At 61.8% G+C, this 15,032-nt stretch carries 13 protein-coding genes; 5 read left to right on the forward strand and 8 right to left on the reverse strand.

From position 1 onward, the window contains the following. Nucleotides 1–11: 11 nt before the first annotated feature. From codB to E0L37_RS16405, 4 genes are all read left to right on the forward strand, one after another. On the forward strand, nucleotides 12–1,268 hold the full coding sequence (gene codB, locus E0L37_RS16390; RefSeq protein WP_133492776.1) for a cytosine permease: 1,257 nt from the start codon (nucleotides 12–14) through the stop codon (nucleotides 1,266–1,268). A gap of 20 nt (nucleotides 1,269–1,288) precedes the next feature. After that, complete coding sequence (gene codA, locus E0L37_RS16395; RefSeq protein ID WP_133492777.1) at nucleotides 1,289–2,545, forward strand: cytosine deaminase; 1,257 nt, start codon at nucleotides 1,289–1,291, stop codon at nucleotides 2,543–2,545. Between the two features lie 308 nt (nucleotides 2,546–2,853). After that, nucleotides 2,854–4,146 carry an MATE family efflux transporter gene (locus E0L37_RS16400; RefSeq protein WP_133492826.1) on the forward strand — a complete coding sequence of 431 codons (1,293 nt, stop codon included), beginning with the start codon at nucleotides 2,854–2,856 and terminating at the stop codon, nucleotides 4,144–4,146. 263 nt (nucleotides 4,147–4,409) lie between these two features. Then, nucleotides 4,410–5,759, forward strand: coding sequence for an amidohydrolase (locus E0L37_RS16405; protein WP_133492778.1), 1,350 nt, complete (start codon nucleotides 4,410–4,412; stop codon nucleotides 5,757–5,759). Between the two features lie 153 nt (nucleotides 5,760–5,912). Here the strand turns inward: E0L37_RS16405 and fghA are convergent, their stop codons facing one another. Beyond that, nucleotides 5,913–6,764: an S-formylglutathione hydrolase gene (gene fghA, locus E0L37_RS16410; RefSeq protein ID WP_133492779.1), complete on the reverse strand. Its 852-nt coding sequence runs from the start codon at nucleotides 6,762–6,764 to the stop codon at nucleotides 5,913–5,915. 110 nt (nucleotides 6,765–6,874) lie between these two features. Beyond that, nucleotides 6,875–7,984, reverse strand: a complete 1,110-nt coding sequence (locus E0L37_RS16415; protein ID WP_133492780.1) for an S-(hydroxymethyl)glutathione dehydrogenase/class III alcohol dehydrogenase — start codon at nucleotides 7,982–7,984, stop codon at nucleotides 6,875–6,877. Nucleotides 7,985–8,202: 218 nt separating this feature from the next. On the opposite strand from E0L37_RS16415, the gene E0L37_RS16420 reads away from it, so the two are divergent. Continuing rightward, on the forward strand, nucleotides 8,203–9,075 hold the full coding sequence (locus E0L37_RS16420; protein WP_133492781.1) for a LysR family transcriptional regulator: 873 nt from the start codon (nucleotides 8,203–8,205) through the stop codon (nucleotides 9,073–9,075). A gap of 37 nt (nucleotides 9,076–9,112) precedes the next feature. Here E0L37_RS16420 and E0L37_RS16425 read toward each other — a convergent pair whose 3' ends face one another. The 6 genes from E0L37_RS16425 to E0L37_RS16450 form a co-directional block, all read right to left on the reverse strand. After that, nucleotides 9,113–9,580, reverse strand: coding sequence for an aminoacyl-tRNA deacylase (locus E0L37_RS16425; protein ID WP_133492782.1), 468 nt, complete (start codon nucleotides 9,578–9,580; stop codon nucleotides 9,113–9,115). A gap of 213 nt (nucleotides 9,581–9,793) precedes the next feature. After that, nucleotides 9,794–10,621 carry a methylenetetrahydrofolate reductase [NAD(P)H] gene (gene metF / locus E0L37_RS16430; RefSeq protein ID WP_133492783.1) on the reverse strand — a complete coding sequence of 276 codons (828 nt, stop codon included), beginning with the start codon at nucleotides 10,619–10,621 and terminating at the stop codon, nucleotides 9,794–9,796. Nucleotides 10,622–10,714: 93 nt separating this feature from the next. Next, complete coding sequence (gene ahcY, locus E0L37_RS16435; RefSeq protein WP_133492784.1) at nucleotides 10,715–12,103, reverse strand: adenosylhomocysteinase; 1,389 nt, start codon at nucleotides 12,101–12,103, stop codon at nucleotides 10,715–10,717. 56 nt (nucleotides 12,104–12,159) lie between these two features. Next, complete coding sequence (locus E0L37_RS16440) at nucleotides 12,160–12,504, reverse strand: four helix bundle protein (protein ID WP_201303801.1); 345 nt, start codon at nucleotides 12,502–12,504, stop codon at nucleotides 12,160–12,162. An 82-nt stretch (nucleotides 12,505–12,586) separates the two neighbouring features. After that, nucleotides 12,587–13,735, reverse strand: a complete 1,149-nt coding sequence (gene metK, locus E0L37_RS16445; protein WP_133492785.1) for a methionine adenosyltransferase — start codon at nucleotides 13,733–13,735, stop codon at nucleotides 12,587–12,589. Nucleotides 13,736–13,780: 45 nt separating this feature from the next. Further along, a complete protein-coding gene (locus E0L37_RS16450) occupies nucleotides 13,781–14,794 on the reverse strand; it encodes a metalloregulator ArsR/SmtB family transcription factor (protein WP_133492786.1) in 1,014 nt (337 codons plus the stop codon). Between the last annotated feature and the right edge of the window lie 238 nt (nucleotides 14,795–15,032).

A 15,032-nucleotide genomic window follows, 5' to 3' on the forward strand; every position in this document is an offset into this window, starting at 1 on the left:
CGGAGCTTGCCATGTCTTCATCCGATGATTATCCGCTGAGCGCTGTTCCCGAGGACCAGCGTAAGGGGTTGTTGTCCACTTCGGTGGTGCTGCTCGGCTTCACCTTCTTCACCGCCACCATGTGGGCCGGCGGCAATCTCGGCACCGCGTTCTCGTTTCCGGAACTGCTCATGGTGATTCTGGTGGGCAATCTGCTGTTGGGGGCCTACGCCGCCGCGCTGGCCTACATCGCCTGCCGCAGCGGACTGAACACCGTGCTGATGGGGCGTTACTGTTTCGGGGATAAGGGCAGCAAGCTGTCCGACTGCCTGCTGGGCTTTACCCAGATCGGCTGGTACGCCTGGGGCACCGCCACCATCGCCATTGCTCTGGTAAAGATGACGCCGCTGCCGCAAGGGCTGGAGTTGCCGTTGATGGTGGTGTTCGGCTTTGGTTTTTGTGTCACCGCCATGGTGGGCTATCGCGGGCTGGACTGGCTGTCCCGGTTCGCGGTGCCGGCCATGCTGCTGTTCATCGGTGTCAGCCTTTACCGGGGCGTGGTCGATGTGGGCGGATTCGAGGCGCTGAGCGCTCGCGCCGGCGGCGGTGACATGGGTTTCGCCGCCGCCATCACCGTGGTGATCGGCACCTTTGTCAGCGGTGGCACCATGGCCACCAACTGGAGCCGGTTTGCCCGCAGCGGCCGTATCGCGGTAATCGCCACCCTGGCGGCGTTCTTTCTTGGCAACGGTTTAATGGTGTTGGTCGGTGCCATGGGCACCCTGATCTATCAGCAAGCGGATATTGTTGATGTGATGATCACCCAGGGCTTCGTGGTGCTGGCGCTGCTGATGTTGTTCCTGAACATCTGGACCACTCAGGACAATACCATCTATAACTTTTCGGTGGCCGGCTGCAATCTGCTGCGTACCGGCCGACGCCGGGTGGTGACCATCGCCGGGGCTGGTATCGGCACGCTGCTGGCGGTGTTTGGTATGTACGATCTGCTGGTGCCGTTCCTGATTCTGCTGGGCACTTTCATTCCGCCATTGGGCGGGGTGATCATGGCGGACTTCTGGGTGCGTTTCCGGGGTCAATACCCTTCTCTGGAGGGTACGGTATTGCCGGCTTTCCAATGGTCCGGTTTGTGCGCCTACGGTCTCGGCGCCCTCGCAGCCTGGAGTTCGCCGGTATTGCCGCCGGTGGTCGGGGTGGGGGTGGCCTTCCTGGCTCACGCTCTGATTTCCCGCCTGTTGCCGGCGGCCGATGAGGTCCCGGAGCAGCCTTGAGCCCGTTTTTTGGAGTGAACATGGAAATCGTCAACGTTCGTCTGCGCCAGCAACCCGACCTGTACACCCTGCGTATCGAGGAGGGACGCTTCACCGCCATCGAGCGCCAGCCGGATTCGGTAACGGCGGCGGGGGATCAACGGGACGGTCAGGGGCGGCTGGCCTGCGCGCCTCTGGTGGAACCGCACATCCACCTGGACGCGGCCTTCACCGCCGGCGAACCGGCCTGGAACCAGAGCGGCACCCTGTTCGAAGGCATCGAGCGCTGGAGCGAACGGCGCCCCATGCTCAGCAACGAGGACGTGCGCCGGCGCGCGCTACGCACCATGGAACTGCTGGTGGGACGGGGTGTGCAGCACATCCGCACCCACGCCGACACCACCGATCCGGACCTGGTGGCGCTGCGGGCGTTGTGCGAATTGCGTGATGAGTTGAAGGATTATATCGACCTGCAGGTGGTGGCGTTTCCCCAGGAGGGGCTTCTGTCCAGCCCGGGCGGGTTGGAGCGCATGGAACAGGCGCTGGAAATCGGCGCCGACGTGGTCGGCGGCATTCCTCATTTCGAGTTCACCCAGGAGCTGGGCAACGCCTCGATGAAGAAAGTCATCGAACTGGCGATCCGTTATGACCGGCTGGTGGACGTTCACTGCGACGAGATCGACGATCCCAATTCCCGTTTCCTGGAAGTGCTGGCCAGCGAGGCGTTGTTCAACGGGCTCGGCGGGCGTGTCACCGCCAGCCACACCACGGCCATGCATTCCTATGACAACGCCTATTGCTCCAAGCTGTTCCGGCTGCTCAAGCAGTCCGGCATCAACTTCATTTCCTGCCCCACCGAGAGCCTGCATTTGCAGGGGCGTTTTGACAATTATCCGAAACGGCGCGGCCTGACCCGGGTGAAAGAACTGAACGCGGCGGGCATCAATGTGTGCTTCGGTGAGGACTCCATTTTTGACCCCTGGTATTCCCTCGGTAACGGCAGCCTGCTGCGGACGCTGGATTTCGGTCTGCATATCTGTCACATGATGGGCTACCAGGACTTCAGCCAGGCGTTGGACCTGATCACCGACAACAGCGCGCGAACCTTGAACATCCATGACTGCTACGGCATCGCCGTGGGTAAGCCGGGTAATTTCATTCTGCTCGATGGCGAAGACGACTATTCGGTGCTGCGGCGTCAGGGTGAGGTGCTGTTGTCGGTGCGCGGCGGCAAAGTGATCATGGAACGGGAACCCTCCCGTTTGCTGACGCCCGCCTATCTGCCCGGCGCGGAATAATCCGCGCCGGGAAACTGTGCTACTCTTGCCGGCGCCTCACAATTTGCTTGCACGCTTGCAGGCCTTGGGAACATGAATTCGCGCCGTATTCGCGAGCAAGCTCGCTTCCCACAGCAGGACCTACGGAGCCGCTGTGGGAGCTGCCTTGGCAGCGAATCAACGTATAGACGTGTCGGCGTGTTGCGTGCCAACGAATTGTGGAACAGCAATGGTCCAGTCCATCGACCGCGACAACCTGACCCTCAACCCTTGACCGATTCGTGCAATCACAGTCTCTGACTCGCCAAATATGGCGGCAAACCTGGCCGATGACCCTGGGCGTGATGTCGCTGCTGGGGTTCAACCTGGTGGACAGCGTTTTTGTTGCCCGTCTGGGCACCGAACCACTGGCGGCGCAGTCGTTCACCTTCCCGCTGGTGTTTCTCAGCATTGGCGTGCAGGTCGGTGTCGGCATCGCCATCGCCGCGCTGATTTCCCGGGCCATTGGTGCCGGCGAATCGCATCGTGCCGGGCGTCTGGGATTGCTGGTGCTGGCCGGCGGTGGCGGGTTGATGGCGCTGTTGCTGGCGCTGCTGTGGCTGGTGCAGGAGCCGGCGTTCTCCTTGCTCGGCGCCAGCGAGTCAATCCGTGAACTGATCCGGCCATTCTGGACCGTGCAGGTGGTCGCCTCCTGGCTGGGGGCGCTGGCGTACTTTGGCTACAGCTTGTTCCGGGCGCACGGCAACACCCGGTTTCCCGGCACCATGATGGTGCTGACCAGCCTGATCAACCTGTGCCTGGACCCGTTGCTGATCTTCGGGATCGGTCCCTGGCGAGGGCTGGGGTTGATCGGGGCCGCCTGGGCGTCGCTGGTGGCGTTTGGCTGCGGCGCGTTGGCGGTGGCCTGGTCGTTGCGCGGTCGTGGCTGGCTGGAGCGGGTGGGGGCCTGGCGCGAAGCGCGTGCCTCGGCGCTGCCGTTCGCCCACATCGCCGGCCCCGCCATGATCAGCCAACTGATGCCGCCACTGGCCTCGATGCTGGCCACCGGCCTGGTGGCGCGGCTCGGGGAGAGCGCGGTGGCGGCCTGGGGGCTGACCAGCCGTCTGGAAAGCTTTTCCATCGTCCTGGTGCTGGGTATGACCATGGCGCTGCCGCCCTGGCTGGGCCGCTGTTACGGTGCCGGCAACTGGGCCGAGGTGGAGCGGCTGATGGCCAGCGCCGCGCGCATGGTGCTGTTTTGGCAGCTGGCGCTGGGCCTGGTCTTTGCTCTGGCGGCGCGGCCGCTGGCGTCGGCCCTGGTGGCCAGCGGGGAAGTGCGCGATACCCTGACTATCCTGATTCGCTTCCTGCCGCCCAGCTATGGCCTGCTGGGTATCTGCATGCTGGTGGTGTCGGCCAGCAACGCCCTGGGCTGGCCCTGGCGGGCCATGGGCATCTCATTCCTGCGCCTGTTCGCCTGTTATCTCCCCTTGCTGTGGCTGGGATCGGGGCTGGCCGGATTTACCGGTCTCGCGCTGGGGGCCGCCCTCGGCAACGTATTGGCCGGGGTGATGGCCTGGAGAATGTACCGCCGTGCGGTGGCGCCGAAGCTGGCGGAGAGGACGCCTGATGCCGGACGCTAGACGCCGGACGCTTTAGAACACCGGATCGTCGAGCGTTGCGGATATAAAAAAGCGTTTTAGTGCTTGCCAGGGCGTTGTGTCTGGTTTTGCATTATCGGCGTCCGGCGTCCGGCGTCCGGCGTCCGGCGTCCGGCGTCCGGCGTCCGGCCCCCTCCACCAATTCGTCGTCTTTTGCACTTGGCAGACCCGCCAGTATGGGGAACAGTATTCTGATGCCTGTTGGCGTATCACAAGAACATAAAGAAGAGCACAAGGAGAGACCCATGACCCTGAGATCCGCGATCCGAGCCCCTCTGGCCGCCGCTGTGCTGTTGGCGGGCACGGTTGTTCATGCCGCCGATGCCAACCTGGTGGAACGGGTGCAGCAGCTGGCCGAAGCCCAGAGCGGCGACCTGGAAAAGACCTTCAAGCATCTGCACGCCAATCCGGAACTGGGGTTCCACGAAACCGAAACCTCGGCGATGGTGGCCAAGCGGCTGAAGAAGCTGGGTTATCAGGTGCATACCGGTATCGGCGGCACCGGTGTGGCGGCGGTACTCAAGAATGGTGACGGCCCGGTGGTCATGTTCCGCAGCGATATGGACGCGCTGCCGGTGAAGGAAGACACCGATCTGCCTTACGCCAGTGACAAGCAGGTGACTCTGCCGGATGGCGGCCAGACCTACGTGATGCACGCCTGCGGTCATGACAGCCACGTCAGCTGGCTGTTGGGCATCGCCGAAGTGATGAAGGAAACCCGCAAGGACTGGTCCGGCACCCTGGTACTGGTGGCGCAGCCGGCGGAAGAATTGATCGAGGGCGCCCAGGCCATGGTGGACGACGGGCTCTACGACAAGGTGCCCGAGCCGGAACTGCTGATCGCCGCCCACGTCTTCCCGATCTGGGCATCGGGCACGGTGGCGGTGCGCGCCGGCCGCCGAATGGCCGGTTCCGACGCCCTGGATGTGACCCTGCATGGCATCGGCGGTCACGGCTCCGCGCCGCAGCACACCATCGATCCGGTGGTGTTGGGAGCGCGTTCGGTAATGGCCTACCAGACCATTGTCAGCCGCAACGTGGACCCGCAGCAGCCGGCGGTGCTGACCGTGGGCAGTGTGCAAATCGGCGAAGCCAATAACGTGATTCCGGATAACGGCGTGCTCAAGTTGAACCTGCGCTGGTATGAGAAACCGGTCCGTGAGCAATTGCTCAGTGCGATCAAGCGGGAAACCAACGGTATTGCCAAGGCCGCCGGGGTGCCGGAGGACCGCATGCCCGAATACACCATGAAAGGGTACGCCGAGCCAGTCTACAACGACGATGCGCTGGTGGACTGGGCCAAGCCGGTGCTGGCCTCGGTGTTGGGGGAGAAAGCGTTGATGCCGGGCTTTCCGCCGGTAATGGGGTCCGAGGATTTCCCGTTGCTGGTCTCCGGCCTGGAGAATACCAAGACGCTGTTCATGGAAGTCGGCGGGGGGGCTCCGGACGTGACCAAGGTTTACATGGAAACCGGCAAGTTGCCGCCGATGAACCACAATCCCAAGTTCGAGATCAAGAACCCGGCGCTGGCGATCACCACCGCGGTGAAGGCGGGCAGTATGCTGCTGCTGGATTCGTTGAAGCCGAAAGGCTGAGCCGCTGGCGAGACGGATCGCGGCTCACGAGCCAGTGGTGTCCGATAATTCGCTGGCAAGCCTGCTTCTCACAGAGGGGCTAGGAAGCCGCTGTGGGAAGCTGGCTTGCCAGCGAATCGGGCGAACCCACCAGCCGCGACCTCTTTTGACCGGTCAGGCGCTGCGCAGATGATGCGCGTGATAGCGCAAATGGTCGTCGATAAAGCTGGCGATGAAGAAATAGGAATGGTCGTAACCGGGTTGCATGCGCAACGTCAGCGGTACTTCCGCTTCCTTGCAGGCGGCCTGCAGGGCTTCCGGCTTTAGTTGCCCGTCCTGATAGAAATTATCGGCGTCCCCCTGATCGACCATCAGCGCCAGATCACTTCCGTGGCTTTTAACCAGCTCGCAGGCGTCCCATTCCCGCCAGTCCGTCTTGTCCTTGCCCAGATACCCGGTGAAGGCGAATTCCCCCCAGGGGCATTGGCTTGGATTACAGATGGGAGCGAACGCGGATACCGAAGTGTAACGGCCCGGGTTCTTGAGGGCGCAGATCAACGCGCCGTGCCCACCCATGGAGTGGCCGCTGATGGCCGCCTTGCCATTCAGCGGAAAGTGCGTTTCCAGCAAGGCCGGCAATTCCTCGGTGACATAGTCGTACATGTGGTAATGCCGGTTCCACGGTGATTCGGTGGCGTTGACATAGAAACCGGCGCCGGAGCCGAAATCGTAGCGTTCGTGCTCTCCGGGCAGCTCGGTGCCCCGGGGGCTGGTATCGGGGCAGATGATGGCAATGCCCAGCTCCGCGGCGATGCGCTGGGCGCCGGCTTTCTGCATGAAGTTTTCGTCGGTGCAGGTGAGGCCGGACAACCACCACAGCAAGGGCACGGATTTTTCTTCCGCCGCCGGTGGTAAATAGATGGCGAAGATCATGTCGCAGTGCAGAGCGTCACTGCGGTGTTTGTAACGTTTCAGCCAACCGCCGAAGGACTTGGTGGCGGAGATCAGTTCCAGTTCGTCGGACATGTTCTTTCTCCGAAAGATTGCTTGCACGCAACACGCTTCACGCTTGCACGCAATGCGGTGACCCTGTGCCTGGCGTGCAAGCGCGTTGCGTGTATGCGTGCGGGCGCGGTCTAGTAAAGAATCACCGAGCGAATGCTTTTGCCTTCGTGCATCAGGTCAAAGGCGGTGTTGATCTCGTCCAGTGGCATGGTGTGGGTGACGAACTCATCGATCATGATTTCGCCTTTCATGTAGCGCTCCACATAGCCGGGCAGTTCGGTACGGCCCTTCACCCCGCCAAAGGCGGAGCCCTTCCAGACGCGGCCGGTGACCAACTGGAACGGGCGGGTGCTGATTTCCTCGCCGGCGCCGGCGACCCCGATGATCACCGATTCGCCCCAGCCTTTGTGGCAACATTCCAACGCCGAGCGCATGACGTTGACGTTGCCGATGCATTCGAAGGAATAGTCCACGCCACCGTCGGTGAGTTCGACGATCACTTCCTGAATCGACGCGCTGTGGTCTTTCGGGTTGACGAAGTCGGTGGCGCCGAACTGACGGGCCAGGACTTCTTTCTCCGGATTGATGTCGATGGCGATGATGCGTTCCGCCTTGGCCATCACCGCCCCCTGGATCACGGCCAGACCAATACCGCCGAGGCCGAATACCGCGATAGTGGAACCCGGCTCCACCTTGGCGGTGTTCAACACCGCGCCGATACCGGTGGTGATGCCGCAACCCAGCAGGCAGATCTTGTCCAGCGGCGCGTCCTTGCTCACCTTGGCCAGGGAGATTTCCGGCAGCACGGTGTATTCGGAGAAGGTGCTGGTGCCCATGTAGTGATGCAGCATCTTGCCTTTATGGGAGAAGCGGCTGGTGCCGTCGGGCATCAGGCCCTGGCCCTGGGTGGCGCGTACCGCCTGACACAGGTTGGTCTTGCCGGAGAGGCAGAACTTACACTTGCGGCACTCGGCGGTGTACAGCGGAATGACGTGGTCGCCGGGTTTCAAGCTGGTGACGCCTTCGCCCACTTCCTGCACCACCCCGGCACCTTCGTGGCCGAGGATGGAGGGGAACAGGCCTTCGGGATCCGTGCCGGACAGAGTGTAGGCATCGGTATGGCAGACGCCGGTGGCGGCAATCTTCACCAGCACTTCACCGGCCTTGGGGCCGGCCACGTCCACTTCCTCGATCACCAGGGGTTTGCCTGCTTCCCAGGCCACGGCGGCTCTTGATTTCATGGGTTGCTCCTTGGAAAAGATAGGGGGCCAGATGCCAGACGCTCAACCCATAACGGAAAAACATGGTGTGTTTTCCGCGGACTACCAGGAAACACTCCGGGGGTATCAGCGCCGGGTTGAAGCATCCAGCATCCAGCCCATTCTGCCCACAAGTGTACTGGCGGGGCCCGATTCTCTTAAGGCATCATGGCGCAATTGATTATTGCCTGGGAGCAACAATGCAGCATTGGGACCGTATCGAGGCGTTCGTGGAGGTGGTACGGCGGGGCTCCTTTGCTGGCGCCGCCAAGCGATTGGGGGTGTCCAGTTCCCATGTCAGCCGGCTGGTGGCGCGCCTGGAAACCCAGCTGGAAACCCAGCTTTTATACCGTACTACCCGCACCTTGCGGCTCACCGACGCGGGTTCGGTGTACTTCGAGCACTGTGCTCAACTGTTCGATGGCTTCCAGGAAGCTCTGGCGGCGATTGATGATTACCAGCAACAACCTTCCGGGGTGCTGCGGTTAACCTGTGCGTCCACTTTTGGTGAGAAATACATCGCGCCGGTGGTCAACGATTTCCTCGCGCGGCACAGCCGCTTGCAGGTCCATATGGAGTTCACCAACCGGCGCGTGGATATCGTCGACGAAGGCTTTGATGTGGCGATCCGCACCGGCGCTTTGCCGGACTCGTCGCTGATTGCCCGGCGCCTGTGTGACCGCCGGGAGTACGTCGTCGGTTCCGCGGAATACTTCGAGCGCCATGCCCGTCCCCATACCCTGGGGGAGCTGGCGGCGCACAATTGTCTGCGCGGTTCCCTGGATCACTGGGCCTTCGACGTGGAAGGGCAGCACCGCACCCAGCGGGTTCAGGGCGGTTGGCGCGCCAATTCCGGTCTGGCCCTGCTTGACGCGGTGCGAAAGGGGCTGGGCCTGGCGCAGTTGCCGGATTACTACGTGGAAGAGGACCTGGCCTCCGGGCGGCTGGTGTCGGTGTTGGACCAATACGCCTGCGCCCACACCGCGGTGTGGGTGGTTTACCCTCGCCATCGGCACCTGTCGCCCAAGGTGCGTCAATTCGTCGATTTCCTCATCGAGAACCGGATCCGCTAGCGCCGGTCCCTGGCGGGTTGCGCGTCCCTGCCCGGCTTCAGTGATGCATGGCGAAGGAGACGGATTCCGGCTGGCTCAATCTGAGGAAATCCCCCATGCCCATCTTGATCACTTCCGTATGGGAGCCGGCATTGAACGCCAGCCAGTCCTGCTTGAGCAGGTTTTCGTCGATGAAGACCCGCATGTTGTAAAGGTTGCCGAACGGCGGTTCGCCGCCCACTTCGCAGAGCGGGAAACGGTCCTTGAACTGGTCTTCCCGAGCCAGGGACAGATGGCGGGCGCCCAGGGCCTGGCGCAGACGGTCCGGGTCCACGTACTCATTGGCGGGTAACACCGCCATGGCCAGTTCGCCGTCCACGGACACGATCACCGTTTTCGCCATGTGATCACCGGGAATGTGCGTGGATTGCGCGGTCTGCGCCGCGGTGGCGGTGGGGGGATGGTTATAGCAGTGGTAATTCACCTGGTTGCGGTCAAGCAACTCGGTCAAAGCGCGTACGGCCATGATGCACCTCCTGCCGGTACCGAAAAACCGTGTCCCATTCAGAATAAAAAGGGTGGGCTGGAGGGGAAAATACCGTTGGGCTATATGGGCATATCGGCATACAACCGTGGGGCATGAGCCCGCGGAGGCCTGCCGTGCCCCCTCCGAGAAAGGTCACGCCCGGGATGACGGCACGTTATTCAGAGGCCCCTTATTAAAGTACGGGGAGCGACATTACCGGCCTAGATTATCCAGGATGCGCAGGCTCGCCTGGGCCTGGTTCATGGTGTAGAAATGCAGGCCCGGCGCGCCCATGGCCAGCAGACGCTCGCACAAGCGAGTCACCACTTCCTCGCCAAAGGCCTTCACCGCCTGTTCGTCGTCCTTGATATCGTCCAGTTTGCTGCGCAACCAACGTGGAATGTCGGCGCCACAGACGCCGGAAAAGCGGATCAGATTGGCGACATTGAGGATCGGCATGATGCCCGGGTAGATCGGAGCGTCGCAGCCGGCACGGCGCAGGGCATCCATGTAGTAGCCGTAGGCGTCGGCGTTATAGAAGTACTGGGTCAGCCCATTGTTGGCGCCGGCATCGACCTTGCGCTTGAAGTGAGCGATGTCGTCCTCGAAGCTGCGCGCCTGCGGATGCATCTCCGGATAGGCGGCCACTTCCAGGGTGAAATGGTCGCCGGTTTCCTCGCGGATCAGACGAACCAGGTCATCGGCGTATTTCACTTCACTTTGCGCGTAGCCCATGCCCGAGGGCAGGTCGCCGCGCAGGGCGACGATACGGCGCACGCCGCTGTCACGGTAACCGCGAACCAACTCCAGGATTTCCTCCCGGCTCTGCCCAATGCAGCTCAGGTGTGGCGCGGTATCGGCGTGCTGCTCGCGCAGTTTGCCGACCATTTCACGGGTGTTGTCACGGGTGGAGCCGCCGGCGCCGAAGGTGCAGGAGAAAAACGCCGGCTTCTTCGCCAGCAACTTCTGCTGTGTGGTCAGCAGTTTGGTACGTCCTTCATCCGTTTTCGGCGGGAAGAACTCGAAACTGATGCGTTTCATAAAAAACTCGCTTCGCGAGGCATACACGCCAGCACGCAACACGCTGGCACGCTATTTTGGCGTGTATGCGTGTCAGCGTGCCGCGTGCAAGCGTTAGTATTTGTAATGATCCGGCTTGTACGGCCCGTCGACGCTGACGCCGATGTAGTCGGCCTGTTCGGCGGTCAGGCGGGTCACCACGCCACCGAAGCCCTGCACCATGTACATGGCCACTTCCTCGTCGAGGTGCTTGGGCAGCACTTCCACCTTGAGCATTTTTTCCTTCACCGCGTCGGAGTGGTTGGCGTAGCCCTGATCGAACAGATACATCTGCGCCAGTACCTGGTTGGCGAAGGAACCGTCCATGATCCGGCTGGGGTGGCCGGTGGCGTTGCCCAGGTTGACCAGGCGGCCTTCGGAAAGCAGCAGCAGGAAGTCGGCGCTTTTCTTGTCGCGCCATACTTTGTGCACCTGCGGCTTCACTTCTTCCCATTCCCAGGTCTTGCGCATGAAGGCGGTGTCCACTTCATTGTCGAAGTGACCGATGTTGCACACCACCGCGCCTTTCTTCAGCGCCTTGAGCATGTTCGCGTCGCAGACGTTGTAGTTGCCGGTGGTGGTCACCAGCAGATCGGTGTTGCCGAGCAGGTCGGCATTGATGGACGCGGCGGAGCCGTCATTAACGCCATCTTTATAGGCGCTGACCACCTCAAAACCGTCCATGCAGGCTTGCATGGCGCAGATCGGATCGACCTCGGTCACCTTGACGATCATGCCTTCCTGGCGCAGGGACTGGGCGGACCCTTTGCCCACGTCGCCGTAGCCCACCACCAGCGCTTTCTTACCGGAGAGCAGGTGGTCGGTGCCGCGTTTGATGGCGTCGTTGAGCGAGTGACGGCAACCGTACTTGTTGTCGTTCTTGCTCTTGGTGACGGAGTCGTTCACGTTCACCGCCGGCACCTTGAGCGTGCCTTTCTTGAGCATGTCATACAGACGATGCACGCCGGTGGTGGTTTCCTCGGTGATGCCGTGGATGTTGTTCAGCATCTCCGGGTAGGTATCGTGAATATAGGCGGTGAGGTCGCCGCCGTCGTCCAGGATCATGTTGGCGTCCCACAGGTTGCCGTCGCCGTTGCGGCAGGTCTGCTCGATGCACCACATGTACTCTTCCTCGGTTTCGCCCTTCCAGGCGAATACCGGCACACCGGCGGCGGCGATGGCGGCGGCGGCGTGATCCTGAGTGGAGAAGATGTTACAGCTGGACCAGCGCACTTCCGCGCCCAGTTCCTTCAGCGTTTCGATCAGCACCGCGGTCTGGATGGTCATGTGGATACAGCCGATGATGCGGGCGCCTTTCAGTGGCTGCTCGGCACGATACTTGTCCCGGATCGCCATCAGTGCCGGCATCTCGGTTTCCGCGATCTCGATCTCCGCCCGACCCCATTGGGCCAGGGAAATGTCGGCGACCTTGTAATCGGCGGTGGGGGTTGCGTTGGCGTTCATGTTTTCCTCCGCTTGCACGCAACACGCTTGCACGCATCACGCTAATAAAAACGTTGTCAGCTTAACCGGCGGATTAATGCCGCGAGTTGAGCAAACACCTTGTCAATGGGTTCTCGAAGCAACGTGATATCGAGATATCCCAGCTCTGAAGCAATCAGAGCCTGCGTTTCCAGCTCGAAAAGCGAACCTCTGGCAATATGGAGAAAGCGACGCAGATCCGCATCACTTCCCCGTCCGTATCCTTCCGCGATATTGGAAGGAATGCTTAGCGCTGAGCGCTGCATTTGTTGAGTCAGTACGAACCTTTCTTCAAGCGGAAAGGTTCTGGTGACCTCATGAGTGGCCAGGACCAGCTTGACGGCTGATTGCCACACTCGAAGCTCCTTGTAACGTCGATACATGGCTCCTCCCTGAGCCTTGTTTTGATCTTTTCTGGCGTGCGCCCCGAAGGGGCGGGCGTGCCGCGTGTTGCGTGTAAGCGGCTTACAATGCCGCCTTCAACACCTCCGCCTTGTCGGTGTTTTCCCAGCTGAAGCCTTCCCGGCCGAAATGACCGTAGCTGGCGGTGGGGCGGTAGATCGGACGGCGCAGGTCGAGCATTTCGATGATGCCGCGCGGACGCAGATCAAAGTGCTCGCGTACCAGTTGCGCGATCTTGTCGTCGCTGATCTTGCCGGTGCCGAAGGTGTTGATGGAAATAGAGGTGGGCTCGGCCACGCCGATGGCGTAGCTCACCTGAATCTCGCACTTGTCGGCGAGGCCGGCGGCAACGATGTTCTTGGCCACGTAGCGGCCGGCATAGGCGGCGGAGCGGTCCACTTTGGACGGGTCCTTGCCGGAGAAGGCGCCACCACCGTGGCGCGCCATGCCACCGTAGGTATCGACGATAATCTTGCGTCCGGTCAGGCCACAGTCCCCCATCGGGCCGCCGATAACGAAGTTGCCGGTGGGATTGATGTGGTAGAGCGTGTCCTTGTGCAGCCAGTCGGCGGGCAGCACCGGTTTGATGATCTCTTCCAGCACCGCTTCACGCAGATCGCTCAGCTTGATCTCCGGAGCGTGTTGGGTGGACAGTACCACCGCTTCCACCGCTACCGGCTGGCCGTTTTCGTAGCGCAGCGTGATCTGGCTCTTGGCGTCCGGGCGCAGCCACGGCAGGGTGCCGTTCTTGCGCAGTTGCGCCTGGCGTTCCACCAGACGGTGAGAGAAATAGATCGGTGCCGGCATCAGCGTGTCGGTTTCATTGGTGGCGTAGCCGAACATCAGACCCTGGTCGCCGGCGCCGAGGTCTTTGTTGTCCGCCTCATCCACGCCCATGGCGATGTCCGCGGACTGCTTGCCGATACCGTTGAGCACGGCGCAGCTGGCGCCGTCGAAGCCCACATCGGAGCTGTCGTAACCGATGTCCAGGATCACCTGGCGGACGATATCTTCCAGTTCAACGTAGGTGTTGGTGCGCACTTCCCCGGCGACAATCGCCATACCGGTTTTCACCAGTGTTTCCACGGCCACGCGAGCGTGGGGATCGTCGGCGATGATGGCGTCCAGAATCGCATCGGAAATCTGGTCGGCCATTTTGTCCGGGTGGCCTTCGGAGACCGACTCGGAGGTAAAGATGCTGTATTCACTCATTACCGGTTTACTCCCTCGATTGGGGGTTGACGTTCCACACGGACCTCAGAGTCGCTTGTCGATCTCTGTGCCACCGCGTTGAAAGCTGCGCACCTGCACCTGGAACCCGTTGCGCAGGGCCAGGAACAGACTATCGCGTAAAACCAGGCCGGCACGACCAGCCCAACTCACCAGATCGGCTTCGTCGAAACCGAGCCAGAAATCACCGCAGGCCTCCACGGCCCACTTTTGGTTATGACGACACAAATCGGTGACCACCACCACCCCGTCCGGGGTCAATTGACGGGCAGCGGCTTGCAGGGCGGCGGCGGGGGAGGCCAGATGGTGCAGCACCATGTTCATCACCACCGCGTCCACCGCGGGGAGCGTCGTGCCCGCCTCCGGCCATTCGCCCAGTACCAGCCGCACATTGTCCAGGCCTTGTTCCGCCACTTCCCGGCGGGCCCGCTCCAGCATGGCTTCGGCGTGATCCAGGGCCAGCACCTGTTTGAATCGCTGTGCCAGCGGTGCCAGAAAACGGCCATCGCCGGGGCCGATCTCCAGCACCGAGCCATTACCGCTGGTGGCCCGACTGCCCGCGGCCCGATCCAGTAACTCGCAGGCCTGTTCGGCGTACTGTTCGTGCTCGGCGATCAAGTCCTGATGGCGGGCAAGATCGTCGGCGTGGCGCACGAAAAACGCCCGACTTTGAGCTGCCCGCTGGGCCTGAACGCCTTGCAGACGTCGGGCGGTCACCGTCTCCAGCGGAGTTTGATCCAGTTGTTCGAACAAGGCTCCGTGCAAGGCGCTGGTCCGGGTATCCGCCGGCGGCAGCCGGCGCCGATAGAAGATGGAATTCCCCTCCCGGCGCTTCTCCACCAGACCGGCCTGGGCCAACACCTTGAGATGATGGCTCATGCCTGACTGCTTCATGGCCATGATCTCGCACAGCTCCAGTACGCCGAAGCTGTTCTGGCCGAGCACCTGCAAAACCTCCAGACGCAAACCATCGCCAGCGGCTTTGAGAAAGACCGTCAGATCGTCGAGTCCGGATTGTGTGGCTTCAGCGGGTGCCGTCATGGCGGCGAGTGTAGCCTATCCTCATGGCTGCATCAAAATAAATTGATATAGATTGGACGCTAACACGCAACACGCTTCACGCTGCCCTGCGGGCACACGCAAAATTCTGCTCTTCCGTAGCCGGACTGTAGTGAGGTGGGAGGCATTTCGGCACAAGCAAATATGGCGTGCAAGCGTGTTGCGTGCCGGCGTCCCGTTCCGGTGAGAACGTCCGCGAAGCCAGCCGTAGTCAAGTGTG

Origin of the sequence: Alcanivorax sp. 24, assembly GCF_004360225.1 — a bacterium.
Lineage (GTDB): Bacteria > Pseudomonadota > Gammaproteobacteria > Pseudomonadales > Alcanivoracaceae > Alloalcanivorax > Alloalcanivorax xiamenensis.

What these genes read in the sequence shown, in the direction of transcription:
- codB (WP_133492776.1), top strand. Translation starts at nt 12, where the DNA reads ATGTCTTCATCCGATGATTATCCGCTGAGCGCTGTTCCCGAGGACCAG.
- E0L37_RS16405 (WP_133492778.1), top strand. Translation starts at nt 4,410, where the DNA reads ATGACCCTGAGATCCGCGATCCGAGCCCCTCTGGCCGCCGCTGTGCTG.
- E0L37_RS16450 (WP_133492786.1), bottom strand. Translation starts at nt 14,794, where the DNA reads ATGACGGCACCCGCTGAAGCCACACAATCCGGACTCGACGATCTGACG.
- ahcY (WP_133492784.1), bottom strand. Translation starts at nt 12,103, where the DNA reads ATGAACGCCAACGCAACCCCCACCGCCGATTACAAGGTCGCCGACATT.
- E0L37_RS16440 (WP_201303801.1), bottom strand. Translation starts at nt 12,504, where the DNA reads ATGTATCGACGTTACAAGGAGCTTCGAGTGTGGCAATCAGCCGTCAAG.
- E0L37_RS16425 (WP_133492782.1), bottom strand. Translation starts at nt 9,580, where the DNA reads ATGGCCGTACGCGCTTTGACCGAGTTGCTTGACCGCAACCAGGTGAAT.
- E0L37_RS16415 (WP_133492780.1), bottom strand. Translation starts at nt 7,984, where the DNA reads ATGAAATCAAGAGCCGCCGTGGCCTGGGAAGCAGGCAAACCCCTGGTG.
- codA (WP_133492777.1), top strand. Translation starts at nt 1,289, where the DNA reads ATGGAAATCGTCAACGTTCGTCTGCGCCAGCAACCCGACCTGTACACC.
- fghA (WP_133492779.1), bottom strand. Translation starts at nt 6,764, where the DNA reads ATGTCCGACGAACTGGAACTGATCTCCGCCACCAAGTCCTTCGGCGGT.
- E0L37_RS16400 (WP_133492826.1), top strand. Translation starts at nt 2,854, where the DNA reads ATGACCCTGGGCGTGATGTCGCTGCTGGGGTTCAACCTGGTGGACAGC.
- metF (WP_133492783.1), bottom strand. Translation starts at nt 10,621, where the DNA reads ATGAAACGCATCAGTTTCGAGTTCTTCCCGCCGAAAACGGATGAAGGA.
- E0L37_RS16420 (WP_133492781.1), top strand. Translation starts at nt 8,203, where the DNA reads ATGCAGCATTGGGACCGTATCGAGGCGTTCGTGGAGGTGGTACGGCGG.
- metK (WP_133492785.1), bottom strand. Translation starts at nt 13,735, where the DNA reads ATGAGTGAATACAGCATCTTTACCTCCGAGTCGGTCTCCGAAGGCCAC.